Genomic DNA, 24163 nt, shown 5'->3' on the forward strand with positions numbered 1-24163 from the left:
TGATGTTCCGTTATCTGCTGCGCAGGCTGCCGGCGGCGCTCGTGGTGCTGCTGGCGGCCTCGCTCGCCATCTTCTTCCTGCTGCGGCTGTCGTCCGGCGACCCGGCGGCCACCCTGGCCGGCCCGGACGCGAGCGACGAGACGGTGGCCGCGATCCGCGGCAGCCTCGGGCTGGACGAGCCGCTGTTCACGCAATACCTGATCTGGCTGCGGGGCGTCGTCACCGGCGACCTCGGCACGTCGTACATCCTGCACGCGCCGATCGCCCAGCTGATCGGCGAGAGCCTCGGCAACACGGTGCTGCTCGCCGCGGGCGCGCTGCTGCTGGCCGTGCTCGGCGGCGGCGTCCTGGGCTATCTGATGGGCACCGTGCGCAACCGTACGGTGCAGAACGTGCTCGGCGCGCTCACCTCGCTCGGGGTGGCCGTCCCGACGTACGTGACCGGGGTGCTCTTGATCCTGGTCTTCGCGGTGACGTATCGGGTGCTGCCCTCGGGCGGTGTCGGGCCGGGGCTGAGCGACTTCGAGATCGGCGTGCAATACCTGCTGATGCCGGCGGTCGCGTTGAGCCTGCCGACCGGCGCCACCCTCGCCCGGTTCCTGGCCGCCTCGCTGCGGCACACGCTCGATCAGGATTTCGTGCAGACCGGCATCGCCAAGGGCCTGCGCCGCCGCCGGCTGATGACCGCGCACGTCGTGCCGAACGCGCTGCCGCCGGTCACCACCGTGCTCGGCATCCAGATCGGCCAGCTGCTCGGCGGCGCCATCATCGTCGAGACGATCTTCGCCTGGCCCGGCATCGGTCAGCTGCTGCTGCAGGCCGTGACCGGCCGGGACTACCTGCTCACCCAGGATCTGCTGCTGATCGCCGTGGCCGTCTTCATCGTCGTGCAGATCGTCACCGACGTCATCGACGCGGCGATCGACCCCCGCATCCGGCTGGAACGCGCATGAACGGACTCCTTCGCGGCTTCCGCTCCCCCGAGGCCCGCATCGGGCTCGCCGTCGTCGTGGTGGTGCTCGGCGCCGGCCTGCTCGCGCCGCTTCTGGCACCCCATTCCCCGTACGCCCAGACGTCCGGCACGTTCCTGCCACCGTCCGCCACGCACTGGCTGGGCACCGACGAGTACGGCCGCGACCTGTTCAGCCGGGTGCTCTACGGCATCCGTCAGGATCTGCTGGTCGGCGCGGTCGCCGTGCCGATCGGTGCGGTCGCCGGCACGGTCCTCGGGCTGCTCAGCACCGTGTGGGGCTGGCTCGACACGGTCATCCAGCGGTTGTTCGACGTCACGCTGGCCTTCACCAGCCTGGTCATGGGGGTCACGGTCGCCGCCGTGATCGGTCCCGGCCTGCCCGCCGTGCTGATCACCGTGGGCCTGGTCAACGTGCCGCTGTTCGGCCGGCTCACCCGCAACGCGGTCAAGAGCCTGCAGACCCGCGACTACGTGACCGCCGCCCGCATCGTCGGCGTGCGACCCGTACGGCTGCTGTTCCGGCACCTGCTGCCCAACGCCCTCGACGCGCTCGTCGTGCAGGCCGCGCTCAGCCTCTCGCTGGCCGTCTTCATCGAGGGCGCGATGAGCTTCGTCGGCATCGGCGTGCGCCCGCCCGAGCCGTCGCTGGGCTCGCTGCTGCGCACCAGCATCACGTTCCTCGACCGCTCCCCGCTGTACGCGCTGGCCCCGATGGTCGTCGTCACCGCGCTCGTGCTGGCGTTCAACCTGATCGGCGACGGCCTCACCAAAGGACTCCTGCGGCGATGACCCTCTTGCAGGCACGCGATCTCGTCACCACCTTCCACACCGCGGGCGGGCCGGTCGAGGCGGTCCGCGACGTCAGCTTCGACCTCGACGCCGGCGAGACGCTGGCGCTGGTCGGCGAGTCCGGCTCGGGCAAGTCGGTGACCGCGCTGTCGCTGCTCAACATGGTGCGCCCGCCCGGCCGCATCGAGCGCGGCGAGGTGCTGCTGGACGGGCGGGACCTGCTCAAGCTGGGCGAGGCCGAGATGCGTACGGTCCGCGGCGGCGAGCTCAGCATGATCTTCCAGGACCCTGTGTCGTCGCTGAACCCGCTGCTCAAGGTGCGCGCGCAGCTGACCGAGGCTGTCCTGGCCCATCGGCGCATGCCGCGGCGGGCCGCCGAGCAACGCGCGGTCGAGCTGATGACCCGGGTCGGCATCCCCGATCCCGAGGCGCGGCTGTCCGACCATCCGCTGGCGTTCTCGGGCGGCATGGCCCAGCGCGTGATGATCGCGATGGCGCTGGCCGGCGAGCCCAAGGTGATCATCGCGGACGAGCCGACGACCGCGCTCGACGTGACGATCCAGGCCCAGATCCTCGAGCTGCTGGCCGAGCTCAACCGCGAGAACGGCACCGCGGTCATCCTGATCACCCACAACCTGGGCATCGTGGCCCGGCTGTGCCAGAGGGTGGCCGTCATGTACAAGGGTGAGATCGTCGAGCAGGGCACCACCGACGAGATCTTCACCGCGCCCCGCCACACATACACCAAGGAGCTGCTGGCCGCGACGCCGTCACTGCGCCGCCCGCGGCCGCCGATGCCCGCCCCCGAGAAGCCCGAGCCGCTGCTCGAGGTGCGCGAGCTGACGAAGTCGTACCGGTCCCGCGGCCGCACCCTGCAGGCCGTGGCGGGGGTGTCGTTCGAGGTCGGCCGGGGCGAGACCGTCGGGCTGGTCGGCGAGTCCGGCTGCGGCAAGTCGACGATCGCCAAACTCGTGCTCGGCATCGAGGAACCGACGAGCGGCCACATCTCGTACGGGGGCAGTCCGGTGACCGGCCTGCGGGGTGCGGCCCAGCGCGCGTACAACAGCAGGGTTCAGCTGGTCTTTCAGAACCCGATGTCCTCGCTCAACCCCCGGATGACGGTCGGGCAGGCCATCGGCGAGCCGTTACGCGTACGGGGATCGGACACCTCGCGGGTGGCCGAACTGCTGGAGCTGGTGGGGCTGCCGGCGAGCGCGGCCGGCAGGTATCCGCACGAGTTCTCCGGTGGGCAGCGGCAGCGCATCGTCATCGCCCGCGCGCTGGCCGTCGAGCCCGAGCTGATCGTCTGCGACGAGGCCGTGGCCGCGCTCGACGTGTCGTTGCAGGCCCAGATCATCGCCTTGCTGCGCGACCTGCAGGCCCGGCTGGGCTTGTCCTACCTGTTCATCGGGCACGATCTGGCTTCCGTACGCGATGTGTCGGCCCGGATGCTGGTGATGTACCTCGGCGAGATCGTCGAGAGCGGGCCATCGGACGAGGTGACGGCGACACCCCTGCACCCGTACGCCGCGAGCCTGCTCTCCTCCGTACCGGAGCCCGATCCTCAGGTGGAACGCGAGCGCGAACGCATCGTGCTGCGCGGCGAGGTGCCGACCCCGCTCGACCCGCCGCCCGGCTGCCGCTTCCACACCCGCTGCCCGATCGGTCCCCTCGCCCGGCCGGGCCGCACCATCTGCCGCACCGACAAGCCACCGCTGCTCCAGGTCTCCCCCGGCCGGGCAGCGGCCTGTCATTTCCCCGGCGAGCTGAAAGAGGACTCATGCGCGCACTGACAGGAACAGCCATCGTTGCCGGTCTCCTCGCCGCCTCGGTGCCCCAACCCGCTACGGCCGCCGCGTCGGTGCAGATCGCCGTGAGCCAGAACCGTTACGTCACCAACGACGGCGTGCCGGTGGGCGACATCCCGGCCGCGATGATCGGCTCGAACCAGCGCTGGCCCGACGACGGCAAGGGCGTCTGGAACAGCGCCGCCGGCCGCCCGGCCGACACCATCGTGTCGCTGAGCCGCAACGCCGGCCTGAACATGCTGCGCTATCCGGGCGGCACCGTGGCCAACCTGTTCGACTTCGCCAAGGCGATCGGCCCGGCCGCCCAGCGCGGCTGCCAGACCTCGGGCGGCTTCGCCAACGGCCAGTTCTCCCCCACCGACAGCCGGTTCGGCCCCGACGAGAACGAGAAGCTGGCCGACGCGATCGGCGGCAAGACCACGGTCATGGTGCCGACGATCAACCGGACCGCCGCCGACGCCGCCAACTACGTCGAATACATGAACTCGCCCGCCGACGGCGCGGCCACCAACCCCAACGGCGGCACCGACTGGGCCGAGGTCCGCGCGGCCAACGGGCACCCCGCGCCGTACGGGATCCGCTATTGGGAATACGGCAACGAGCCCTACCACAACGACCAGATCTATTGGCGCTCCACGGATCCGGCCGTCCGGGTGCGGCAGTTCATCGAGGGCGGCTGGCAGCGGCAGACCGCGGCCAACGCGCCGTACGCCAACAACGACGGCCTGTTCAGTGGCTGCGACCTGGCCACTCGGAAGACCGGCAACGGGCAGCCGAACCAGGCCTATCGCGTACGGTTCGCGCCGATCGCGCTGCCCGGCGACGCCATCGGCAAACCGGGCGTCGGCGACCCGATCCTCGAGCCGGTGCTGAAGGTCAACGGTGTCGCCTGGAAACGGGTCAACGTCCTGACCGGCCAGCCCGCGAACGCGCAGGTCTATCGCATCACCCGGGCCGACGGCGGCGTCCACTTCGGCAACGGCGTGAACGGCGCGATCCCGCCCGCCGGGGCCACCCTGTCCTTCGAGTACGTCAGCGGCATCCACCAGGGCTTCCTGGCCTACCGCGACGCGCTGAAGAACGTCGACCCGACGATCGAGGTCTGCTCCGGCTGGGGCCAGCCCCGGTTCATCGACGCCATGGGCACCCGACCGTACGACTGCCTGGGCATCCACTCCTACAGCAGCCCGCCGACCGACGGCACGCCCACCCGTTACAACAACCTCCAGTACGCCACGGTCAACCGCGACGCCGAGCTGCGCGACTTCCGCACCCGCCTGGCCGCCAAGTTCCCCGCCGCGGCCGCCCGGCCCGACCTGGTCGTCACCGAGTACGGCACGCTGATCTTCCCCGAGCCCGCATACGAGGCCCGCCTGGCCCACGTGCTCTATCTGGGTGGCCAGTTCGCCGGCCAGCTCGAGAACAACGTCCGCCTGTCGATCAACTCCAACACCGCCGACCTGCCCCTGGACAACGGCGGCTACGACCCGGCCAACATGTTCGGCAGCCCGCCCCAGTTCGTCACCACCGGCCGCGCCGCCCTGTTCAGCCTGTACAAGAGCATGGTCGGCAGCCACGTGGTGACCACCGCGGTGACCGGCAACCCCCAGCTGACCGCGCCCAACGGCAACTACGGCGCCCTGCGCGTGGTCTCGGTCTGCACCGCGAACCAGAACCGCCTCATGGTGCTCAACCGCGACCCGGCCAACCCGGTCAGCGCCACCGTCACCCTGACCGGCCGCCAGGCCACCGGCTCAGCCACCGTCGCGACACTCAACGCCGCCAGCGTCGAGTCCTACAACGCGCCGGGCCACCTCAACGACATCGCCATCCAACGCTCCCAGGTGCCCACCTCAGCCGGCACGCTGACCCACACGTTCCCCGCCCACAGCGCCACCCTGATCGAACTGACCGGCACCACCCCCTGCGGCAGCTGAACCGTCAGTCGGCCTCTCGAACGAACGGTGCAACGGCGGTTAGGCCGTGTCCTGCCGATCACCGAAGCCAGATCAAGGCTGCGGTAAGCAGCAATGATGAGCGGTAGAGGGCGGCGCGTTTGGCGTAGCGGGTGGCCGGTGCGCGTTTTGTTGCCGGTAGACCTGCTGGCCGAAGGCCGGTGGTCGTCCGCCGCGGCTGCCTTTGGTGGCCCGGCGGGCGATCTGGTCGGACCGCTCCGCAATGGCGTAGCGGATGCCTCGCCGGCGCAGGCCGATGCGGGTCGGGTCGTGGGCGTAGGCCTTGTCCGCGATGAGCATGTCCGGCTTTCTTGCGCGGCCGGCCGGGCTCGGCGGCGTGCACCGCGATGGCGTCAAGCAATCGGTCCACCGGCGCTGCCGTTCGTGGCAGGTCTTCCACGGCCCGTAACGTTCGGGCAAGTCCCGCCACGGCGCTGCGGTCCGCAGTTTCCACAGAACCCCGTTGATCACCTGACGGTGCTCCCGGGCATCTTCTTCGACACCGCGGCAGTATCCACGGTGATCGCAGGAGTTACACCGTTCGTTTTACAGACCCCCGTCAGTGGCCGGCCGTACGGAGGCGGCGGCGCTCCAACAGGTAGCCGCCGAGAACGAACGCGAGGCTGGGCAGGGTGGTGAAGAGCTGCGGCCACGTGTTCTCACCGGGCGGGTCCACGCTGGAGATTCCCGGATAGAAGACGACGGTGAGCTGGGTGATGCCGTAGACGCCGGCAAGGACAGCGCCGGTGGCCAGCGAGGCGCGCGTCTGGGCCGGCTTCCACAGGTAGTAGAGGGCGATGAGCCCGAGGACGACGCCCATGCTCATGGTCTGGGCGTTGTGGAACTTGGCATGTGGTGGCCACGCCGGGTTGTAGATGTGCGACTCGTTCCAGTCGGCGATGTACGCGCCGATTCCGGTTCCCGCCGCCGATATGGAGATCAGCACCTTCCCCCACGGAAACGCCATTTGAACTCTCCCTCCCATTGATGTCTCACCGCGACATCAAGCTAGCGATGTCGCGGCGTGACGTCAATCTGCTAGGTTGATGTCACGACGAGACATCACAAGGAGAGGGTCCCCATGACGCATCGGCACTCGAAGCGCCTTCAATACCACCGGTACGGCGGTCCGGAGGTGCTGCGGCTCGAGGAGTTCGAGCCGCCGCGGCCCGGGCGCGGCGAGATCCTCGTACGGGTCAAGGCGGCGGCCGCCAACGCGATGGACTGGAAGATTCGCAACGGCGAGCTGCGGCTCTGGACCGGTCGCGGATTCCCGCGCGGCGTCGGCAACGACTTCTCCGGAGTCGTGGAAGCGGTCGGACCGGGCGTGACCCGGCTCCGGGCCGGCGACCCGGTGCTCGGCGGCACGACCCCCAAGGGCGCGGGGGCGTACGCCGAACTGGTCGTCGCCGCCGAGGACGCGGTGGTCCGCAAGCCGGCCGAGCTCTCCTTCGAGCAGGCCGCGGCCCTCCCGGTGGTCGGCGTCACCGCCTACCAAGCCGTGCTCGGCAAGTCGCCACTGCGGGAAGGGCAGGCCGCCTTCGTCAACGGCTGCCTCGGCGGCGTCGGCCGGGCCGCGGCCCAGCTCGCGTTGCTGGCCGGCGCCTCGGTGGCGGGCAGCTGCCGCGCCGCCGACGCGGACGAGGCTCGCGAACTGGGCATCTCCCCGGTCGTCGGCTACGACTTCGACCCGGCGCCGCTGCGGGGGCGCTTCGACCTGGTGTTCGACACCGCCGGCACGCTCACCGCCGCGGCGGCGAGGACACTGCTGAAGCCCGGCGGCCGCATCCTCGACATCGTCCCGTCGGCGGTCAAATTCGCCCGGAGTGCCCTGCCGGGACCGTATCGCGTGCTGATGGGCCGGACCAGCACGGCCGATCTCGACGAGGTGGCCCGCCTGACCGCGCAGGGGCGGTTGCGAATCCCGATCGCTCGCACCGTGCCGCTCGCCGACGCGATCCCGGCGCTCACCGAGCTCGAACAGCACCGCACGCCCCGAGGCGGAAAGCTGATCATCGTTCCCGGCGGTTCCGCCATGTCACGATGAGTCATCAGGGCAGGTAGTGTGGCGCCATGCCGCGGTGGGAGCAAGGCAGTGCGGAGCGGATGAAACAGGCCGCCATGGAGCTGTTCACGGAGCAGGGCTTCGAGCAGACCAGCGCCGTTCAGATCGCGGAACGGGCCCGCGTGACCACCCGCACCTTCTTCCGCTACTTCTCGGACAAGGAGGAGGTCCTCTTCGCCGACGCGGACACGCTCAACGAGGCACTCGTCGAGCAGCTCCGGCAGACGAGCGACCTCGCGGAGCCGCTGCGGGCAGTCACCAGCGTTCTGGCGGCGTACGACTGGGGGCAGCTCGGCTCGCGCGAGTCCCTGCGCCGGCGCGACCAGATGATCCACTCGAACCCCCGGCTGCTGGAGCGCGATCTGATCAAGCGGCAGCAGATGGCCGACGGGTTCCGCGACACCCTCCGGCAGCGCGGCGTCGACGCCGACATCGCCGAGCTGGCCGCCAACACCGCCGCCCAGATCTTCCGTACGGCCTATCGGCAGTGGCTGACCAGCGGCGACGACGCCGACCTGGCAACGATCACCGAGGCCGTGACGGCGCTGCTCGCCACCATCGTGCCGGCGAGCTCTCACCAGCCCAGATAGCTGCGGGTCAGCGCGGCGACGCGTTCCACCTCCTTGACGCCGTCGGCCTGATTCGCGTGGCCGTGCGACAGCACCACCACCGAGACGTCGGTGTCCTCGTCGCTGATCCGGCCGATGCTGTTGACGATCCACCGGCCCTGCTCGGCCGAGCGGGACAACCAGCCGTTCTTCACCGCCACCTGCTCGTCCGGGAAGGAGGCGGCGCTGATCCCCCAGTTCTGGTCGGCGTTGACCGACGACATCAGCGACAGGATCAGCTCGCGCGACTTGCGGGTGAGCGGGCTCTGCGAGGCGGTCAGCGCGCCGATCAGCCGGGTCTGGTCGATCGCGGTGGTGTGGCTGAGCCCGACCTGCCGGGCCGGGTCGGTGGCCCGCAGCCCCAGCCGCTCACCGGCCTGCCGCAGCCCGTTCGCGCCGCCGAGGTCGTCGTAGACCCGGGCCGCGGCGTCGTTGTCACTGGCGACGATCATTTTCCGTACGCGGGTTCGCTCGTCCTCGGTGAGCTCGCGCCCCTCGTCCTGGGCCCGCAGCAGCAACGCCGCCAGCAGTTCGGCCTTCACGATGCTGGCCGTCTCGAACCGGCGATCCCCGCGATAGTCGTAGCTGCGGCCGACGCGACGGTCCACCACCGCGACCGAGAAGTCCGGCGCGCTCTCCGCGTACTTGTCGAGCACCCCGGTCAGCCGTTCGACGCGGTCCGCCCAGGAGCCGGTCGCCTTCGTCCGGTCGACCAGGTCACCGCGCTGCGGCCCGGCGAAGACGAGAGACTTGCCGCGCGGCACGTCAGTTCCGAGCGACGCGAGATCGCCCTTGCCCGCCCGCCCGATCCGCGCGGGCCGGGGAAGCGCCTCGCCCGTCCGGCCCCGCATCGCGCCGGCCATGAAGGCCCGCCAGATCCGGTACGGCATGCCCTCGCCGTTGACCGCCTGGCCGCCCTTCTCCCGGATCGGGCCGGGCAGCTCGCGGCCGACCCAGACGACCGCGGCCAGGTCGGAGGCCCACCCGGCGGTCCAGGCGTCGGACGAGTCGCCGGTGTTGCCCCACTGCTGGGAACCGGTCTTCGCCGCGGCCGGCACGCCGGGCACCCGGCCGTGGTGATCGACCACCTCGGACAGGACGGCGCCGACGTCGGCCGCCACCTCCTTGGAGAGCACCTGGCGCGTCTTCTCCTCGTACTCGTAGATCTTGACGCCGTCGCCCCGGGCCACCGACCGGACGAAGTGCCGCTCCGCCCGCCGCCCGCCCGCCGCCAGGGTGGCGTACATGCTGGTCAGGTCGGCCGGGGTGACCGGGTAGCGACCGAGGGCGATGTCCGAGCGGGTCCGGCCGGGCTCCGGCTCCCCCTTGGCGTCGACCAGCGTCTCCCGGTCGCCGTAGCGGCGGGGCACGCCGAGCCGGTGGGCCAGGTCGCGTACGGAATCCGGCCCGATCTGCGCGGCCAGCGCGTAGAACGGGGTGTTCAGCGAGTACACCATCGCGATGTCGAGCGGGCACACCGGGCACTGCAGGTTCTTCTGGTTGTAGAGCGGCGCGCCGTCGCGATCCTCGAACAGCCGCGGTGAGCTGCCGTTGTAGAGCGACTGGTAGCCGATGTCGCGCTCCTCGGCGGCGGCCAGCACGACCGGCTTGAAGGTCGAGGCGGGCGGACGGGCGGCGAGCGCGTCGTCGTAGTACCCGCGGCCGCGGTCGCCGCCGTAGTAGGCCCGCACCCCGCCGTCGCCGGGGCCGACCGCCACCAGGGCGCTGCGCAGCTCCTTCGGCTGCCCGCGCAGGGCGGTCTCGATGCTGCCGGTGGCCGCCGCCTGAATACCGGCGTCGATCGTGGTCGTCACCTGGAGCCCGCCGGTGCGGATCTGCTGCCGGCTGATGCCCGCGGCCACAAGCTCGTCCTCGACCCGGTCGGCGATCAGCCCGGCCGGTCCGCCGACGGCGCTCGCGGTCACCGATTCCTGGGCGACCTTCGGGTACGCGGCCCGATCGGCCTCGCCCTCGGGCAGCCAGCCCTGCTCGGACATGGCCCGCAGCACCCACACCCAGCGTTCCCGGGCCCACTTCGGGTCGGCCGCGGGATCGCCGCGCGTCGGGTCCTTGACCAGGGCCGCGAGCACGGCGGCCCGATACGCGTCGAGCTGGCCCACACCCGTACCGAAATAGGCACGGGCGGCCGCCTCGATGCCGTACGCACCCCGTCCGAAATAGATCGTGTTGAGGTAGCGCTCGAGGATCTCGTCCTTGCTGTACCGCTGCTCGACCTTGAGCGCGAGCGCCGCCTCGCGGGTCTTGCGGCTGACCGTCCGATCCTGGGTCAGGTAGGCATTACGCACGTACTGCTGGGTGATCGTGGACGCGCCCTGCCCGGAGTCGGTGACGACGTTCGCCCACAGCGCCCGCACCACCCCGCGCACCGACATGCCGAAGTGGTCGTAGAAGCCGCGATCCTCGGCGGCCAGGAAGGCCTGCCGCACCACCGGCGGAATCTGCTCGAACGTCACATCGGTGCGATCGGTCAGGCCGACGCGGGCCAGCACCGTCCGCCCGTCGCGGTAGTAGAACACCGAGGCCTGCGGCGGTGCCGGATCCGGCGGCAGATCGACGCTCGCGACGTAGCCGACGGCCGCCGAGACCAGCGCCAGCTCCACCGCGACGACGGCGGCGGCCGTCCAGCGGCACCACCGGGGCCACCGCCGGAACCAGTCGACCGGCCGCTTCCACGCAGGCCTGCCTCCGGACGAGTTCGACGCGGGTCTGCCTTCGGACGAAGCCACGCGCACGGTCCCTTTCGCAGCGGCGAGGGCGCCGGCCGGCGCCATAGACAAAGACGGATGCCACCGCGATTTCGTGCAACTTGGCCTATGTGGTTCTTTTCACCGCCAATCCGTGCAACCTTGCGCCGGTCAGGCACAATGACGCGCGTGGATCAGCAACAAACGGTCAGGTGGTCCGCGGACTCGAGCGCACCCGTCGCCGGCCTGGGCTGGGGTCTGTTCGCCACGGGTCTGAGCGCTTCGCCCGGCGTGGCCGCGCTCGTCTTCCCCTTCACGGGTCTTGCTTCGCTGTCGCAGGGCATGGTCGCCGGCATGGTTGTGCTCGGCGTCATCGTGGCCGGCGTCCCCGGCGCCTTCACGGTGTTCATGGTGCTCAACCACCGCGAGAAGCGGCGCGAAGTGGTCGAGGTCCGGCTCGGCCCGGCCGAGGTCGTCGTCCATCGCGCCGACGGCAGCTACGGCGCCTACCCCACGTCGGCACTCACCGCGATCGTGGTCGACCGCGAGCACTGGACCGACCCCGTTTACTTCAACACCGTCGTCAGCGAGTTCCGTCGCCTGAAGCTGACCTTCGGCGACCGGGTGGAGCAGACCCGGCCCGGCAAGGCCAAGGACGACGAGTCGTTCGGCGCCGCCCTGGCCGCGCTGAAGGTCCCGATCGAGCAGGGCGTCTACGTCGACTACGACACCGTCGGCTGAAGCCCGAAAAATGCCCGCAGGTCCCCGGCGAGCAGGCCGGGCACCTCGAGCGCCGCGTAGTGGCCGCCGCGGTCGAATTCCGTCCAGTGTGCGATTCCCTTGTTGTCGCGCTCGGCGAGCGGCCGGATGGTCTGGAAGTCGTTCTTGAAGACGGCGACGCCGAGCCGGCCGTGGCTGACCACTGTCTCGCGCGGCGGGTGCTGCTCGGCGTAGTGGTAGCGGACCGCGCCGGCCGAGGTGTTGGTGAGCCAATACAGCGAGACCTGTGCCAGCACCTGCTCGGGCGTGACCAGGCTGGTGCCGTTGCCGAAGTTCTCGAACAGCTCGTTGTAGGCCAGCTGACCGACCGGGGAGTCCGACAGCGTGGCCGCGATCGTCTGCGGCCGGGTGCCGTTCATCGAGTTGTAGCCGCCGACCGACTGGAACCAGCCGGCGAACTCCAGGGCGGCGTACTCCTTGGGCCCGAACGCCTCGAACTCCGCCGGGTCGCCGGACGGGAAGGAGAACAGCTGGAGCACGTGCGCGCCCCGGAACCCGCCGGGGTCGAGCACCGCAAGCTCGCGGCCGACCATCGCGCCGCCGTCGCTGCCGTGCGCACCGTACGAGTCGTAGCCGAGCCGGCGCATCAGGGTGTCGTACGCGCGGGCGACCCGGTCCATCGTCCAGCCGCCGTCGACGAGCGGAACGCTGAAGGCGAACCCCGGCATCGACGGGATGACGAGGTGGAAGTCCTCGGTGAGCAGCGGCACCAGGTCGAGGAACTCGGTGAACGAGCCCGGATAGGTGTGCAGGAGCAGCAGCGGCGTCGCGTCGTCGCGGGCCGAGCGGACGTGCACGAAGTGGATGGTCTGGCCGTCGACCTCGGTGGTGAAGTTCGGCACCGCGTTGATCCGGGCCTCCTCGGCGCGCCAGTCGAACCGCTGCCAGCGCGTGACCATGTCGGTCAGGTAGGAGACCGGCGTCCCGTACGCCCACTCGTCGCCCGGGGCCGGGCTGGGATACCGGGTGTTGGCCAGCCGGGTGCGCAGGTCCTCGAGCGCGGACTCGGGGATCACGACGTCAACGGGACGGATGTCTACGGTCGAAGTGGTCACGAACAGCTCCCTCGTACGGTCGACGACAGGTGCGATGATTTCCGGGTCCGAGGTTTGACCCGGCGTGGTGTGCCGAATCGCAGCACAGGAGGACGAGCATCGCCGTCACCGTGGTAGGCCTCGACGCGGCGCCGGGCGGCAACGTGCGATTCGCCACCGGCGCGCTGGTCGAGCTGGGCAACGTCCTGCACGCGGTGCTGGCCCCTGAGCACCACGGCCAGGCCGCGCATTGGGCGGCCACCCCGGCCGTGGCCGAGCTGCTCCCGACGTTGACGCGGTGGGCGTTCGTGGTCCGGGCGATCCGCGCGCGGATGTTCATCGACGTCTCGATCGCCGGCCACACCAACTGGGACGCCTGCCTGGCGGCCGTCCGGCGCCTGGACGCGATGGCGATGCGCGACGCGCTGCTGCGCCCGCTCGGCGGGGTGGCGGGGGCGCAACGCTACCGCGGCCGTGACAGCCTCGACGCCGACACGGTCGCCGGCGTCCTGGCCGATCCGCAGGCCGCCCGCGAAGAATTCGTCGCACTGCTGCAGACCTGCTGGGACAGCTTCTTCGGGGCCTGGTGGGGACGGCACGGCACCGCCTTGGCGGAAGAGGTGCTGCACCGGCGTCAGCTGCTGCAGCGCCACGGTTTGTCCTCGGCGCTGCAAGACCTGCCCGGCATCAGCTACCGCGGCGACGGCACGGTGGTGCTCGACAAGATCCGCGGCAAACAGCTCTCCGCCGCCGAGCGGCCCGGCCTGGTGCTTATCCCCTCACCGGCGGTCTCACCACACCTGTATCTGGCCGACGAGCCGTCCCTGCCGATAACGGTCATCTACCCGCCGGCCGGATCCGCGCCGCTCGCCGCCGGCGTCCTGCACCGCCGCCTGCAAGCTTTGGCCCATCCGGAGCGGCTGCAGGTGGCGCGGGCCATCACCACGGAGGCCCGCTCCGCCTCCGAGATCAGCCGGCTGTGGCATCTGCAGCGCAGCCGGGTGGCCCGCCATCTGCGCACTCTGGAGCAGGCCGGGCTGGCCCACCGCCACCGCGACGGCCGATCGGTGCTCTACCGCCTCGACCTGACCGCCATCAACGCCCTCGGCACCGATCTGTCGCAGGTGTTGCTGCGCTGAGCGCCCGGGCCCGCCGGTAGGGTCGGATCATGGACGTTGTCGTGGTGGGCGCCGGCATCGCCGGGCTGTCGTGCGCGCGGGCGCTGACCGAGGCCGGCGCCCGCGTGCGCGTGCTGGAGCGGGGCCGGGTGGTCGGCGGCCGGCTGGCCAGCAAGCGCTACAACGGCCGCTACACCGACATCGGCGCCGCCTACCTCGTCGCCGACGATCCGGCCTTCGCCGACCTGGTCACCTCGTGGCAGTCCCGCGGGCTGGCCCGCCCGTGGACCGACACCTTCCAGGTCTACCCCGGCGGCACCCGTACGACGGGGCCGACGCGCTGGGCGGCGCCCGGCGGTCTGCGGTCCCTGGCCGCCGACCTGGCCGACGGGCTCGATGTGCGGCTGGAGACCGTGGTCGACGCCGTGCCGGCCGACGCGGACGCCGTCGTGCTCGCCATGCCGGGTCCGCAGGCCCTGCGGCTGTCCCCGCCGCCAGCGATCGCCGCGGCGGCGAACGCGCAGACGTGGCGGCCGGTGATCGCGGCCGTGCTGACGTACCCGGCGCGGGAGTGGGGCGAGGTGCGCGGGGCCTTCGTCAACGAGCATCCCGACCTCGCGACCGTCTGCGACGACGGCGATCGCCGCGGCGATGGCGCCCCCGTGCTGGTCGCGCACTCGACCGCGGTGCTGGCGGCCCGGCATCTCGACCGTCCGGAGGCGGCCGGGCCCGTCCTGGCCGAGGCGGTCCGCGAGACGCTCGGCGTCGCGGCCAGACCCGAGGTGTACGTCCACCGGTGGACCTACGCCCAGCCGGAGCCGGGCGACGAGGCCGTCGCGTACGCCGCCGACGGCCGGGTCTGGCTCTGCGGTGACGCGTTCGGCCGGCCGCGCGTGCAGACCGCCTGGCTCTCGGGCCGCGCCGTCGCCCGGGCGGTGCTCGAACGGTAGGTGCGTTCAGCCCGCCTCAGATCGGCTCGGCCAGCCTGGCCAGCGCCCGCTCGACGACCGCCGTCTGCGCCTGCGGGGGCGCCTGTTGCTGTTCGAGCCGGCCGATCTCGATGGAGCTGTCGACCACAAATCGGCATCGCGGTTCCTGCCGTACGGCGAAGGCCGCGAACGCCGCCGGAACCGACCCGTGGCGGTCGAGCTCCTCGGCGAGCACCAGCGCGTCCTCGACCGCGATGCCGGCGCCCGAGGCGAGCTGCGGCGTCGTGGGGTGCGCGGCGTCGCCGACGAGGATCACCCGCCCGCGGTGCCACGGGCCGGGCAGCCGGAACGACTCCAGCGGGCGGTACGCGATCTCGGTGCGCGCGTCGATCGACTCGCGGAACGTGCGGACGTGTCCGCCGTACGGCTTGAGCAGGTCGGTGAGTGCGCCCGGCAGCTCGTGCGGTTCCCGGGTCCGGCGTGGCGTCCGTTCGACCACGAACAGGTACATCCGCGTGGCCGAGACCGGCGTCCAGCCGACCTTGACCACGCCGCCGAGGAAGTAGTGGCGGCGGTCGACCCCCGGCGGGCGTGGCACGAACATGCGCCACACGCTCTGGCCCGTGTATTCGGGTTCCGGGGCGTCCGGGAAGACCTGACGGCGGGTCCGCGAGTAGATCCCGTCGGCGCCGATCACCATGTCGTACCGGCCCGTGCTGCCGTCGCTGAAGGTGACGTCGACGCCGGCCGGGTCCTGCGTGAGGGCCGCGACGGACAGCCCGAAGCGTGGCCGCACCCCGGCCGCGAGCACCTGCGCGGAGAGGATCTCGTACAGCACCGGCCGGCCGATGCCGCCGGAGCCGGGCACCCCGGACCGCGGCGGCATCGGCGTCGCGATGTCCCTAAGGTACGCGCCGTCGACCCCGCAGACCCGGATGCCCTCGCCCACGTATCCCCGCGCGGCGACCTCGTCGTACACCCCGAGCTGCCGCAGGGCCCGCAGCGTGGGGCCGGTGATCGTGAGCCCGGCGCCGGCCACCGACCGGCCGGGCTCGATGTCGATCAGGTCGGCCACCACCCCGATGCGCCGCAGGGCGACGGCCGCCGCCATGCCCGCGATCCCGGCGCCCACGATCAGCACGCGGCCACCCGCACGCCCGGACGTCAAGGGTCAGCCGTTCTTCGTCGCGCTCAGGATGCCCTGCAGGGGCAGCGCGTCGGGCGGCAGCGAAGCCGGGTCCTGCGACGTCTCGCGCGTGACCGTGAACCCCGCCTCCTGCAGCCAGCCGCGGAACGTGGACAGCTTCTGTGGCCCGCCCTGCCCCGTCGCGCAGCCGAGGAAGAAGGACGGGTAGTAGTCGACGCTGCGGGATTCCTTGAGGTCCTCGGCATAGATCGGCACCAGGATGTGGACCTGCCCGCCGGCCTCGAGCGACTTGTGCACCTCGCCGAGGATCTTGAGCGCCTCGGCCTTGTCGAACATGTTGAGGAAGTGCTTGATCAAAACCACGTCGAAGCCCCGGGGTACGCCGTCGAAGACGTCACCGCCGATGAAGGACGACTCACCGTCCACGCCGTGCTCCCGGAAGTTGCGCAGGCACTCCTCGCGCTTGTCCGGCAGGTCGAAGGTGGTCACCCGCAGCCCGGGCGAGCCCTTGAACCGGTGGGTGTGGATGGCGCCGAGACCGGTGTGCCCGGCCAGGTCGAGCACCTGCGCGCCGGCCGGGATGTCGATCGCGCCGAAGAACCAGGGGTCGATGCGGCCGGTGACCGAGTCCATCAGCCGCGACCAGGATTCGCGCAGGTCGGCGTGGACGCCCATCGCGCCGTAGAGGTCGCCCTGGAAGCCGTAGAGCTCCCTGAGCCCGACGGGGGCGCCGGTCCGCACGCTGTCGGTGAGGTAGTAGAGCTGCCGGAGCGTGGTGACCTTGATCTTGTCCATGAAGGCGAGCACCCGCTGCAGGTCCACGTCCGCCACGTCCGCGAGCGCGCCCAGGGAGTACGTGCCGGCGGTCTCGTCGTGCTCGACGAAGCCCTCCTTGACCGGCAGGTAGAGCAGCTGTTCGACCGCGTCCGGCTTGGCCCCGACGGTGGCGCCGAGCTCCGCCGCGGTCCGGCCCGGCTTGTCCCGCAGCGCGTCGATCAGGCCGAGCTCGAAGCAGGACAGCAGGTTCATGAAGCGCGCGGGCCCGACCATGTATTCGCGGAACCGGGCGAGCGTGGCTTGTGCAGTCATGACACATTCCCTTCGAGCCGGAATTTGTATTCCGGAATCGATGACCGACGCTACGGACGCGAATTCGACGCCCGCTCGAGCGTTCCTCGAACGGCGCTCGGACAACGCTCATTCATCTGGTCGGCGCCGGGGCCCGGATGCTAATAACTGAGGGCGCTCAATTCGTGGAAAGAAAGAATGAGGAGCTCTGGGCCATGTCTTCGACCTTGGAATCGGACGCTGTCGCAACGACGCTGGAACGGCTGCTGACAGCCGAGGACAAGCAGGATCTGGCGGCCGCCTGGAAGGCCGCCGGGGTGGATCTGCGCGGGGAGTTTCCCGCCGAGATGAGCGCCGCCGAGATGGCGGAGCGCACCAAGGACATCATCATGTCCGTGTCCAGGCCGGGCGGGCAGCTGCTCTACCTGCTCACCCGGACCCTGCGGGCGCGGACCGTCGTCGAGTTCGGCACCTCCTTCGGGATCTCGACGCTCTATCTGGCGGCCGCGGTGCGCGACAACGGCGGCGGTCAGGTGATCACGACCGAGCTGCAGCCGGACAAGGCCCGGCAGGCGACGGAGAACTTCGCCGCCGCCGGACTGGCCGATCTCGTCGACGTCCGGCTCGGCGACGCCCGGGAGACCCTGCGGGAGCTGCCGGACGACGTCGACATGCTGCTGCTCGACGGGTGGCTCGACCTTCGGCTGCCGATCCTGCGGGTGGTGGAACCCCGGCTGCGGCCGGGCGCCCTGGTCGTGATCGACGACGTCGACCTGGACATCGGCCGCGGGGTCTACGCGGAGTTCCGCGACTACATCAGCGACCCGGCCAACGGGTACTTCTCGCTGACGCTCCCGGTTCACCAGGGCGTTCAGCTGGCCCTCAAGCTGGGCTGACATGCGAAGAGCCGGCCGCGGGACCGCGGCCGGCTCTTTCGGCGGGGCTAGCGGGCCGCCGCGAGAACCAGCGCGATGCTCGCGTCGGCGAGACGCTCCGCGCGCTCGCGGGACACGGCCCCGTCGATGTGGGTGAAGTTCCACGAGAGCCGGCCCTGGCTGGTGGACACCGAGGAACCGAGGTAGCCGACCACCGAGATGCCGCCCACGAACTGCGCCCCGGACAGCCGCCACGCGCCGAGCCCGGCCGGGAACTCGAACCGCCCGATGTTGGACACGAAGAAGTTGAAGGGCCCGTTCTCCTCGATGTATCGGACGAAGGGCTCGCAGTCCGCCACACCGGCCGGGCCCTGGACGGCGAGCAGGTCGAACACCTCGTACTGCTCGCCGCGGCGGCGGCGCGCGGCCAGGTCGTCGCGGATGAACCGGGCCATCGACCAGAGATCGTCCGGCTGGTGGCGCACCACCGAGTGCAACGCCGACACGAAGCAGCCGGCCTCGTCCTCGGGCACCGGACGGGAGAGCTCGTCGCGCAGGGTGATCGGGGAGCCGACCGCGATGTGCGTGGGTGGCGTGGCGCCGGCCTCGCCGGCGACCGCACAGGCCAGCGCCGCGGCCAGCACCCCGTGCAGCGTGGCCCCTTCCCGCTTGCACGCGCGCGTGAGCCGGTCGAGCGCGTCGCCGTCGAGCGACCGGTGCAGCATCCGGGTCCGCCGCTGGTCGAACGGCACGAACCGCTCCGGCCGGAGCCGGCCCACGTCGCCCGCGGCCGGCTGGTCGCCGGACGGCGCGGCGGGGGCCGTTTGGGGGCGCTCCCGGAAGAGCGCCTCGAAGGACTCGGGAGCGGGGCCACCGGTGACGGCACTCGAGCCGGGCGCCGGCGGCTCGGCGGCCAGCCGCACCCATTGGCGCAGCAGGGAAAGCGCGGTCGTCCCGTCGGCGATGCTGTGCGGGACGGTGAGCAGCAGGTCGTGGATCGGCCCGGGCCCGCTGATCAGGACGGCGCGGGCCAGCGGACCGGACCGCCAGTCGAGGGGCACGGTCAGCTCGTGGCCGTCCACCTCGCCGACCCAGCGCGCGTCGTCGAAATCGGCCGGATACACCTCGCGCAGCGGGATCGGCCGGTCCGTCGGCACGAACCGCGGCCCCTCCCCCGGCCGTTCCGCGATGGCCGCCCGCAAACGCGGGTGCCGGTCCTGCAGCGCGCCGAGCGCGGTGCGCAGCGCCTCCGCCGAGAGCTCCCCCTCGATGCGGACCCGGGCGCAGACGTTGAGCGTCGACAGCTGATCGATGATCCAGTACCAGCGTTCGCCCGGGCTCAATTCGCGTGACATGGTGACGTATTCGGTCAGAGCGCTAGGTGCATTCATGGCAGCCACTCCCCATAACTTCCGCACTGGATAGCCGGAGGAAGTTAGCAGCGCCGGATCGAGTATCGGTCGAGGGCGAATGGTTCAGTCGTTCTCAAGCGTCTTCTGGTGGCATTCCGCGTTCGGAGTCTCATTTCGCCAGGAGGACCGCCGGCATGACCGATACGACGCTCGAACAACCCACCGTCCCGCTGTTTCCCATCGACCCGCTGGGCACCGACCGGCACGGTGAGGCAGCCCAGATGCGCGACCTCGGCCCGGTCGTGCGCGCCGTGCTTCCCGGCGGCGTCCGCATGTGGGTGGTCACCGACTACACGCTGCTCGCCGAGCTCACCGCCGACCCGCGGGTGGGCCGGGACTGGCGCAACTGGACGGCCCTCCGCCGGGGCGAGGTCCCCGACGACTGGCCGCTGCTCGGCATGATCCGGCTGAACAACCTGATGGCCCGCGACGGCGCCGAGCACCGGCGGCTGCGCCGCCCGCTGACCCGCCACTTCACGCGGGCCCGGGTCGAGCGCATGGCCCCGCGCATCGACCAGATCGTGGCCACCATGCTCGACGACCTGCCCCGCCAGGTCGCCGCGGACGGCACGGTCGACCTGCGGCGGCACTACGCGTACCCGTTCCCCATGCAGGTGATCTGCGAGCTCATCGGCGTGCCCGAACAGTGGTGGGCACGCTTCCGCGCGCTGATCGACACCGTCATCCGCGCCGACACGACCGCCGAGCAGTTCGTCGCGGCCCAGCAGGAGCGGCACGAGTTGTTCCAGCGCCTGTTCGCCATGCGGCGCGCCGAGCCGGCGGACGACCTGACCAGCGCGCTGCTGACCGACGACGGTGACGAGGCCGAGGACGCGTTCACCGACGAGGAGCTCGAGGACACGCTGTGGACGCTCATCGGCGCCGGCCACGAGACCTCGATCAGCCTGATCGTCAACGCCACCCGCGCCCTGCTCACCCACCCGGAGCAGCTGGCGATGGTTCGCGCCGGCGACCGCGGCACCTGGGGCCAGGTCATCGAGGAGACCCTGCGCTGGGACTCCCCCGTGGGCAACTTCCCGGCCCGGTTCCCGACCGAGGACGTCACGGTGGCCGGCGTCACGATCCCCAAGGGCGACGCCATCCTGGCCCCCTGGAGCGGCGTCAACCGTGACCCGCAGCAGTACGGCGAGACCGCCGACCGGTTCGACATCACCCGGCCCGTCAAGCGGCACCTGGCGTTCGGCAGCGGGCCGCACGTCTGCATCGGACCCGCGCTGGCCCGGCTGGAGGGGATGGCCGCGCTGCCCCCGCTGTTCGCCCGCTACCCCGAGCTGCGGCTCGCCGTCGACCCCGCCGAGCTGACCGCGGTCCCGTCGATCTTCTCCAACTCCGTCACCGGCCTGCCCGTCCACCTGGGTCCCGAGCAGCGCTGAGACCGCCGGCAGCCCTTGACCTGACCATCAGGTCAAGGGCTGTCCGTCTGAGGGCTCCAGCGCGCGCCGAGCCGATCACAAGCGCGGCGGGTGAGGGTGCTGAGGTGTCGAACTTCTAGCCGACTCCTCAGAAGGTGGACCCCACGGATATGGCAACGATCTGCAAGCCGTCGGTAGATGTGCCGGAATACGTCATCACCATGGAAGAGACTCTGCGGTTCGCCGAGGAGACCCACCACGGCAAGCCGCAGCTGCCGCTGGCGCTCCGGCTGATCAGGAACACCGGCGTGCGGAAGCGGCACATCGTCCGGCCGATCGAGGAGACGCTGCGTCACCCCGGCTTCGAGGAGCGCAACCGGATCTTCGAGGCCGAGGCCAAGAAGCGCTGCCCCCGGGTCATCGAGCAGGCCCTGGCGAACGCCCGACTGAGCGCCCGCGACATCGACGCCATCATCTTCGTGTCCTGCACCGGGTTCATGATGCCGTCGATGACGGCCTGGCTGATCAACAACATGGGCTTCCGCACCGACACCCGGCAGATCCCCATCGCCCAGCTGGGCTGTGCCGCCGGCGGCGCCGCGATCAACCGGGCCCACGACTTCTGCACCGCGTACCCGCAGAGCAACGTCCTGATCGTCTCGTGCGAGCTGTGCTCGCTGTGCTACCAGCCCGAGGACGACGGCATCGCCTCGCTGCTGTCGGACGGGCTGTTCGGCGACGCGGTGGCGGCCGCCGTGGTGCGCGGGACGGGCGGCACCGGGATGGCGCTGGAGCGCAACGCCTCGCACATCATCCCCGGCACCGAGGACTGGATCTCCTACGCCGTACGCTCCACCGGCTTCCACTTCCAGCTGGACCGCCGGGTGCCCGGAACGATGGAGCCGCTCGCCCCGGTGCTGCGCGACCTCGCCCGCAGCCACGGCTGGGACATCGCCCGCCTCGACTTCTACATCATCCACGCGGGCGGCCCGCGCATCCTCGCCGACCTGAGCAAGTTCCTGGGCGTCGACCTGCACATGTTCCGGCACAGCTGGGCCACGCTCACCGAGTACGGCAACATCGCCAGCGCGGTCGTCCTCGACGCCCTGCGCCGGCTCTTCGAGGAGGACACGGTCACCCCGGACGCCACCGGCGTGATCGCCGGCTTCGGCCCCGGCATCACCGCGGAGATGGCCGTCGGCAGCTGGCGCATGCCGGTTCCCGCGAGCGCACGCCGCCTGGCCGTGCCGGCATCCCGGTAAGGAGCAGCAGATGACTGTCAACCAGCCTTCCCCCGGCCGCATCCTGGAGATCGCCAGCGGCTACTGGGCCACCGGCCTGCTCGGCGTGGCCACGGAACATGCGCTGTTCACGCTCGTCCACGACGGACTCGACACCGCCGACAGATTGGCCGCGAAGACCGGCATGGCCGTACGCGGCATGCAGACCCTGCTCGACGGGCTCGTCGGTCTGGGTCTGCTCGAGATCCACCGGGGCACCTACCGCAACAGCGCCGAGGCGGAGCTGTATCTGGTCGCGGGCAAACCCACCGACATCAGCGGCTTCGCGCAGCTCAAGCTGGCCGAGATGGACAAGCTGGCGGGCCGGCTCGACGTCTTCCGCACCGGCGGCCCGGTGGCGGACCCGATGGTGGAGGTGGCCGAGAACCCGCACTGGGAGAAGGTCGTCACCGCCATCGCGGGGATCTCGGTCCCCGCCGCGGAGACCGCTGCCCAGGTGCTGGAGCTGGCCGACCGCGAGGACCTGGCCATCCTCGACGTGGGCGGCGGGTCGGGTGTCTTCGCGTCCGTCTGGCTCGGGCTCAGCCCCACCGCCCGGGTGACCCAGCTCGACTGGGCGCCGATCAACGCCATCGCGCGCAAGCTGCTCGCGCGGCACTCGGTAGCCGACCGCTTCACCACCCTCGACGGCGACTTCCACACGGTCGAACTCGAAGCCGCCGCCTACGACGTGGTGCTGTATTCGCACATCGCCCATCAGGAGGGACCCGAGGACAACGTCGCCGTCTTCGCCAAGCTCCGGGCGGCCCTCAAGCCCGGCGGCTCGCTCGTCGTCTGCGACTACGTCGTGGCCGACGATCGGAGCGGCCCGTCCTTCCCGTTGCTGTTCGCCTCGGAGATGTTGCTGAAGAGCACGAAGGGCGGAACGTGGCGCCGGGCCGACTACGCCGCCTGGCTCGCGGAGGCCGGCTTCGAGACGGTGTCGTTCCACCCGACCGCGTCCCCCGCCACGCTGGTCATCGGCGGGAACGGCCCACTTCATCGGGTAGGGTAGTCGGAATCACCGTCCACAGGGGTTGCTAAGCGGAGGTCAGGCGTGCCGGTCACTGGCCAACGCGTCGTGCGGCGGGCATTGGGGCGGCGATTGACGCGGCTGCGCACGGCGTCCGGGATGAGCCGGCGCGATGTGGTGGAGGCCCGGCTGGGCATCTCGGAGCCGACGCTGCACCGCATCGAGACGGGCAAGGTGCCGGTCACCGGGGCCAACGTACGCGCGCTGTGCTGGCTCTACGGCGCCGACCAGGGCATCACCGACGCGCTGGCCGACCTCGCGCTGGGCACGTCGCAGCAGGAGTGGTGGGACGCCAGCCCGGTGATCCCCGAGTGGTTCAAGCTGTACGTCGGGCTGGAGGCGTCCGCGTCCCGCATGTTCGGCTACGACGGCGAGGTCGTGCCGGGCGAGCTGCAGACCCCGGAGTACGCGCGCGCCATCTTCGGCGCCGAGCAGCCGGTCGACGCGGAGCTCGCCGAGCGCCACATCAATCTTCGCCTGCAGCGGCAGAAGACGCTTTTCGCCCGCAACCCACCGGTCCGCCTCGTGACGGTGCTCGGCGAGGGCGCCTTGGCCCGGCCGGTCGGCGGCGAACAGGTGATGAAGGGGCAGATCGAGCACCTGCGGCGGCTGTCCGAGCAGGACACGGTCGACATCCGGGTGCTGCCGTTCTCGGCCGGGGCGCACGCGGCGATGGCCGGCGCCTTCCGCATCCTCGAGTTCGACGACCCGGACGATCCGGACGTGGTCTACCTCGAATCCCACGTCGGCGCGCTCTATCTGGAGGAGCAGGTCGAGGTGGACGAATACCGGCGGATCTTCGATCTCATCGGTAAGGACTCCGTGCCGGTCGGAGAGTTCCGCTGACTTCGATCAGTCGGACAGGAGCCGGTCGAACTCCCCACGCTTGGCGCCGAACAGGAACGAGTCCCACTCCTCGGTCGTGAACACCACGGTGCCGGCCTCACGCGCCTTGCTGTTGCGGACCTCGATGAGGCCACCCTGGCGGCGGGCCTCGACGCAACTGCCGCCGTTACCTGTCGACCTGCTGGAAATAATCCACGTGGCTTCGCTGCTCATGAGTGCCCCTCCCCCGACGTTGCTTGCTGTGCGTAATCGACGTGCCACGGATCCGCCGTCCGTGCTGACGTGCAAATCAGCACCCCGCACGTGCACGCGAATCTTTCACCACGAAAGTGACGGCACTCAGAGTAGCCGAAACCCGGCTCGGA

General features: G+C 71.0%; 22 protein-coding genes and 1 pseudogene. 14 read left to right on the plus strand and 9 right to left on the minus strand.

The window, feature by feature from the left end:
- The first annotated feature begins 2 nt into the window (after nucleotides 1-2).
- From JKJ07_RS37980 to JKJ07_RS37995, 4 genes are read left to right on the plus strand one after another with little or no spacing between them, the layout of a single operon-like run.
- The gene (locus tag JKJ07_RS37980) at nucleotides 3-953 is read left to right on the plus strand and encodes an ABC transporter permease (RefSeq protein ID WP_202996837.1); all 951 of its coding nucleotides are present in this window, start codon (nucleotides 3-5) and stop codon (nucleotides 951-953) included.
- Nucleotides 950-1762 carry an ABC transporter permease gene (locus JKJ07_RS37985; protein WP_202996838.1) on the plus strand — a complete coding sequence of 271 codons (813 nt, stop codon included), beginning with the start codon at nucleotides 950-952 and terminating at the stop codon, nucleotides 1760-1762. Before JKJ07_RS37980 ends, JKJ07_RS37985 begins: the two co-directional genes overlap by 4 nt.
- Nucleotides 1759-3555, plus strand: coding sequence for an ABC transporter ATP-binding protein (locus tag JKJ07_RS37990; protein ID WP_202996839.1), 1797 nt, complete (start codon nucleotides 1759-1761; stop codon nucleotides 3553-3555). Before JKJ07_RS37985 ends, JKJ07_RS37990 begins: the two co-directional genes overlap by 4 nt.
- Nucleotides 3543-5507, plus strand: coding sequence for an alpha-L-arabinofuranosidase family protein (locus JKJ07_RS37995; protein WP_202996840.1), 1965 nt, complete (start codon nucleotides 3543-3545; stop codon nucleotides 5505-5507). Before JKJ07_RS37990 ends, JKJ07_RS37995 begins: the two co-directional genes overlap by 13 nt.
- A gap of 72 nt (nucleotides 5508-5579) precedes the next feature.
- Here JKJ07_RS37995 and JKJ07_RS50545 read toward each other — a convergent pair whose 3' ends face one another.
- From JKJ07_RS50545 to JKJ07_RS38005, 3 genes and pseudogenes are all read right to left on the minus strand, one after another.
- Nucleotides 5580-5825 (minus strand): hypothetical protein, encoded by a 246-nt coding sequence (locus tag JKJ07_RS50545; protein ID WP_236030595.1) that lies wholly within the window; start codon nucleotides 5823-5825, stop codon nucleotides 5580-5582.
- Between the two features lie 63 nt (nucleotides 5826-5888).
- Nucleotides 5889-6008: pseudogene (locus tag JKJ07_RS50550) on the minus strand (transposase); the annotation flags it as partial.
- 76 nt (nucleotides 6009-6084) lie between these two features.
- Nucleotides 6085-6492 carry a DUF6640 family protein gene (locus JKJ07_RS38005; protein WP_202996841.1) on the minus strand — a complete coding sequence of 136 codons (408 nt, stop codon included), beginning with the start codon at nucleotides 6490-6492 and terminating at the stop codon, nucleotides 6085-6087.
- Between the two features lie 114 nt (nucleotides 6493-6606).
- Between JKJ07_RS38005 and JKJ07_RS38010 the strand changes: the two genes are divergently transcribed.
- Together JKJ07_RS38010 and JKJ07_RS38015 are read left to right on the plus strand one after the other, a co-directional pair.
- Nucleotides 6607-7572: an NADP-dependent oxidoreductase gene (locus JKJ07_RS38010; RefSeq protein ID WP_202996842.1), complete on the plus strand. Its 966-nt coding sequence runs from the start codon at nucleotides 6607-6609 to the stop codon at nucleotides 7570-7572.
- A gap of 26 nt (nucleotides 7573-7598) precedes the next feature.
- Nucleotides 7599-8180, plus strand: a complete 582-nt coding sequence (locus tag JKJ07_RS38015) for a TetR family transcriptional regulator (RefSeq protein ID WP_202996843.1) — start codon at nucleotides 7599-7601, stop codon at nucleotides 8178-8180.
- On the opposite strand, the gene JKJ07_RS38020 is transcribed toward JKJ07_RS38015, so the two are convergent.
- Entirely contained in the window at nucleotides 8165-10945 is a 2781-nt protein-coding gene (locus JKJ07_RS38020) for a transglycosylase domain-containing protein (RefSeq protein ID WP_307834615.1), read from the minus strand. The two genes, JKJ07_RS38015 and JKJ07_RS38020, sit on opposite strands and share 16 nt — an antisense overlap.
- 147 nt (nucleotides 10946-11092) lie before the next feature.
- Between JKJ07_RS38020 and JKJ07_RS38025 the strand changes: the two genes are divergently transcribed.
- Nucleotides 11093-11644, plus strand: a complete 552-nt coding sequence (locus JKJ07_RS38025; RefSeq protein WP_202996844.1) for a hypothetical protein — start codon at nucleotides 11093-11095, stop codon at nucleotides 11642-11644.
- On the opposite strand, the gene JKJ07_RS38030 is transcribed toward JKJ07_RS38025, so the two are convergent.
- Nucleotides 11626-12738, minus strand: coding sequence for an epoxide hydrolase family protein (locus tag JKJ07_RS38030; protein ID WP_307834616.1), 1113 nt, complete (start codon nucleotides 12736-12738; stop codon nucleotides 11626-11628). The two genes, JKJ07_RS38025 and JKJ07_RS38030, sit on opposite strands and share 19 nt — an antisense overlap.
- Nucleotides 12739-12848: 110 nt before the next feature.
- On the opposite strand from JKJ07_RS38030, the gene JKJ07_RS38035 reads away from it, so the two are divergent.
- Nucleotides 12849-13856 carry an ArsR/SmtB family transcription factor gene (locus JKJ07_RS38035; RefSeq protein WP_202996845.1) on the plus strand — a complete coding sequence of 336 codons (1008 nt, stop codon included), beginning with the start codon at nucleotides 12849-12851 and terminating at the stop codon, nucleotides 13854-13856.
- A gap of 29 nt (nucleotides 13857-13885) precedes the next feature.
- Nucleotides 13886-14785, plus strand: a complete 900-nt coding sequence (locus JKJ07_RS38040) for an NAD(P)/FAD-dependent oxidoreductase (protein WP_202996846.1) — start codon at nucleotides 13886-13888, stop codon at nucleotides 14783-14785.
- Nucleotides 14786-14801: 16 nt separating this feature from the next.
- Here JKJ07_RS38040 and JKJ07_RS38045 read toward each other — a convergent pair whose 3' ends face one another.
- Nucleotides 14802-15905 (minus strand): FAD-dependent monooxygenase, encoded by a 1104-nt coding sequence (locus JKJ07_RS38045; protein ID WP_202996847.1) that lies wholly within the window; start codon nucleotides 15903-15905, stop codon nucleotides 14802-14804.
- Between the two features lie 30 nt (nucleotides 15906-15935).
- Nucleotides 15936-17000 carry a methyltransferase gene (locus JKJ07_RS38050; RefSeq protein WP_202996848.1) on the minus strand — a complete coding sequence of 355 codons (1065 nt, stop codon included), beginning with the start codon at nucleotides 16998-17000 and terminating at the stop codon, nucleotides 15936-15938.
- Between the two features lie 194 nt (nucleotides 17001-17194).
- Between JKJ07_RS38050 and JKJ07_RS38055 the strand changes: the two genes are divergently transcribed.
- Nucleotides 17195-17875 (plus strand): O-methyltransferase, encoded by a 681-nt coding sequence (locus tag JKJ07_RS38055; protein WP_202996849.1) that lies wholly within the window; start codon nucleotides 17195-17197, stop codon nucleotides 17873-17875.
- Between the two features lie 47 nt (nucleotides 17876-17922).
- Here JKJ07_RS38055 and JKJ07_RS38060 read toward each other — a convergent pair whose 3' ends face one another.
- Nucleotides 17923-19245: a phthiocerol/phthiodiolone dimycocerosyl transferase family protein gene (locus tag JKJ07_RS38060; RefSeq protein ID WP_202996850.1), complete on the minus strand. Its 1323-nt coding sequence runs from the start codon at nucleotides 19243-19245 to the stop codon at nucleotides 17923-17925.
- 155 nt (nucleotides 19246-19400) lie between these two features.
- On the opposite strand from JKJ07_RS38060, the gene JKJ07_RS38065 reads away from it, so the two are divergent.
- The 4 genes from JKJ07_RS38065 to JKJ07_RS38080 all read left to right on the plus strand — a co-directional run bounded on the left by JKJ07_RS38065 (nucleotide 19401) and on the right by JKJ07_RS38080 (nucleotide 23798).
- Entirely contained in the window at nucleotides 19401-20660 is a 1260-nt protein-coding gene (locus JKJ07_RS38065) for a cytochrome P450 family protein (RefSeq protein ID WP_202996851.1), read from the plus strand.
- Between the two features lie 200 nt (nucleotides 20661-20860).
- Nucleotides 20861-21901 (plus strand): type III polyketide synthase, encoded by a 1041-nt coding sequence (locus JKJ07_RS38070; protein WP_307834617.1) that lies wholly within the window; start codon nucleotides 20861-20863, stop codon nucleotides 21899-21901.
- A 10-nt stretch (nucleotides 21902-21911) separates the two neighbouring features.
- A complete protein-coding gene (locus tag JKJ07_RS38075; RefSeq protein ID WP_202996853.1) occupies nucleotides 21912-22934 on the plus strand; it encodes a methyltransferase in 1023 nt (340 codons plus the stop codon).
- 66 nt (nucleotides 22935-23000) lie between these two features.
- Complete coding sequence (locus tag JKJ07_RS38080; protein ID WP_307834636.1) at nucleotides 23001-23798, plus strand: helix-turn-helix domain-containing protein; 798 nt, start codon at nucleotides 23001-23003, stop codon at nucleotides 23796-23798.
- Between the two features lie 6 nt (nucleotides 23799-23804).
- Here JKJ07_RS38080 and JKJ07_RS38085 read toward each other — a convergent pair whose 3' ends face one another.
- A complete protein-coding gene (locus JKJ07_RS38085) occupies nucleotides 23805-24011 on the minus strand; it encodes a DUF397 domain-containing protein (protein WP_202996855.1) in 207 nt (68 codons plus the stop codon).
- Between the last annotated feature and the right edge of the window lie 152 nt (nucleotides 24012-24163).

Origin of the sequence: Paractinoplanes lichenicola (assembly GCF_016785085.1) — a bacterium.
In the GTDB taxonomy this organism is placed as follows: Bacteria; Actinomycetota; Actinomycetes; order Mycobacteriales; family Micromonosporaceae; genus Actinoplanes; species Actinoplanes lichenicola.